This window comes from Bartonella sp. CM86QHHN (assembly GCF_042194695.1).
Lineage (GTDB): Bacteria > Pseudomonadota > Alphaproteobacteria > Rhizobiales > Rhizobiaceae > Bartonella.
The window spans coordinates 1-1,852 of the sequence record NZ_JBHIND010000004.1 but is presented as its reverse complement, the minus strand read 5'-3'; the positions used below and the strand labels follow the sequence as shown (position 1 = coordinate 1,852).

At 34.5% G+C, this 1,852-nt stretch carries 2 protein-coding genes and 2 pseudogenes; 1 reads left to right on the top strand and 3 read right to left on the bottom strand.

Annotated elements, in window-relative coordinates; genetic code table 11:
- Positions 1-168: 168 nt before the first annotated feature.
- Positions 169-891, top strand: a complete 723-nt coding sequence (locus ACFIKX_RS00355) for a hypothetical protein (RefSeq protein WP_375612629.1) — start codon at positions 169-171, stop codon at positions 889-891.
- Here the strand turns inward: ACFIKX_RS00355 and ACFIKX_RS00350 are convergent.
- From ACFIKX_RS00350 to ACFIKX_RS00340, 3 genes and pseudogenes are all read right to left on the bottom strand, one after another.
- Positions 877-1,352: pseudogene (locus ACFIKX_RS00350) on the bottom strand (hypothetical protein). The gene ACFIKX_RS00355 and the pseudogene ACFIKX_RS00350 sit on opposite strands and share 15 nt — an antisense overlap.
- Positions 1,321-1,674 (bottom strand): hypothetical protein, encoded by a 354-nt coding sequence (locus ACFIKX_RS00345; protein WP_375613771.1) that lies wholly within the window; start codon positions 1,672-1,674, stop codon positions 1,321-1,323. The pseudogene ACFIKX_RS00350 and the gene ACFIKX_RS00345 overlap by 32 nt, the downstream one beginning before the upstream one ends.
- 15 nt (positions 1,675-1,689) lie before the next feature.
- Positions 1,690-1,852, bottom strand: a pseudogene (locus tag ACFIKX_RS00340) (single-stranded DNA-binding protein); the annotation flags it as partial.

The following is a 1,852-nucleotide window of genomic DNA, read 5'->3' as shown; positions in this document are numbered from 1 at the left end:
CGGGGATTTTGAACTGTACATTTCCCTCTCTAGACACAATACGCCTAAGTACAGCAATGTCATTAAATACGATTTGCTACACTTTGTCAACACAAAAATAACACATATTGATACATTTGAAAAGAATCGGTTAGGTAGTGTTAATTATTATAATTTAAGGATTAAATAATGAAGTCACTATCCATAACGCTCATAGTAATATTTATAGCTTTCTTTTCGATATCAGTGTTATCAAGATACACTAGTGTAGATAGTTTAGAACAATACGATAAACTTTACGAAAAATATGTAAGTGAAAATTATCAAAACTCAGAATATCATCAAAAATTAGCAAAGGCAAAAGAATCGGTGGAGTATTTAAAAACATTTATGGGAAGTACTGTAGACATCCCCAATGACAAAAGTCCATTTTGGAAGCATTTAATAACACTACCTAGCAATCCTCCGGAATTTAATATTTTAAAACATTATCACATAGTGCTTGTTTTTTGTGGTCGTTTTGCTGATTTATTACAAGGTGATAAAAGTATGCCCACACTTACCTTTAACGACTTGCAAACAAAACTTAAGAAATACGGTAGTATTTTTAATGACTGGGATACTATAGAAACTATTTTATTTAAAGCAAAATTTGAAACACATTTTAATGATCCAATGTTTGAATACGCAGAAAAATTTTTGAATTCTCCAAATGGCATTAGCAGAAAAGAACAAACTATTCGTACAGAGCATATGATACTAGGACACGAAAGCGTTCGTTTACAAAATACAGTGAATATGTGCTCTATTGCTATAAGTGTATATAGAGAAATGATGCCCAAAGAAGATATAAGACCCCCAGTAAGATATGGCTCTTTTGAAAAATGGAAGCGATATTTAAAAATTTTTTAAACTAGCGATTAAATACTTATGAAGCACATTAAGAGCAACACGCAGCGAATTCACAAGATGTGGTAACATTTGATCTTCTATCACGAGGTACTGTAGCGCAGCATGAAGATTATACTGTCTATAGAGGCATTGGGCTTCTTTTAGTGCCTCTTGCGTGTTTATAAACTGCTCTGTTGCAAATGCTACCCATTTATCTCTTGCTTTGTCATCAGTANTAGATATTGTTGCGCGGCATCATATTGCTCTTGAGTAAGCACGCCTTTTAAACAAAGTCGCCCTATATAAGTACCAGAAAGTGGATTTTTTGCCTCCTGTAGCGTTAAACCGAAGCGCTTTGCACGTATCTCTATTGCCAATTTATCAACGGCTTCACGCGGTGCTTTTGCACGTGATATACGTCCGTTTGGTTCTCTTAGCTGCCCTGCTATTTTAGGGCGTCCCCTCTTTTTGTTTTTTTTCACTTATGTCCTCAGATGTCTGTTTAATATCTTGCCAAATTCTCTCTGATCTTGACCATGAAATTCGATTTAAAAAGAACAATAAAACCACTAAAATGCATATTACAGCAGCAACACCTAACTTAAGTTTTAAGTGACTTTGATCCCAAGAAAGTTTTAAGAGCAGAATGAAAAGTGTACTCAATAAAGCACCCATCACTATACTGTAATAACTCATTGATGTAGATGACATACAATCTCTTAACAGCTCTATATCATTCTCTGTAAGCATATAAACGGGTTCAGATTCTTCTGTACTAACCCTAGACTTCTTTTTACTATCCATTAAAGCACCTTCTGTTTAAAAAGGAACGCTATCATTCATAACGGTATGAGATGTATCAAGAGGCTTGTGAAAGCTTCTGTCATAAGGAGATGACTGCTCTTGATTATCATCATTTTTGCCATCTAAAAGCTTTAACTCGCCTTTGTACTGAGGCAATATGACTTCTGTTACATAGCGA

Coding starts and splice junctions, on each gene's coding strand:
- ACFIKX_RS00345 (WP_375613771.1), bottom strand. CDS start 1,674: ATGGATAGTAAAAAGAAGTCTAGGGTTAGTACAGAAGAATCTGAACCC.
- ACFIKX_RS00355 (WP_375612629.1), top strand. CDS start 169: ATGAAGTCACTATCCATAACGCTCATAGTAATATTTATAGCTTTCTTT.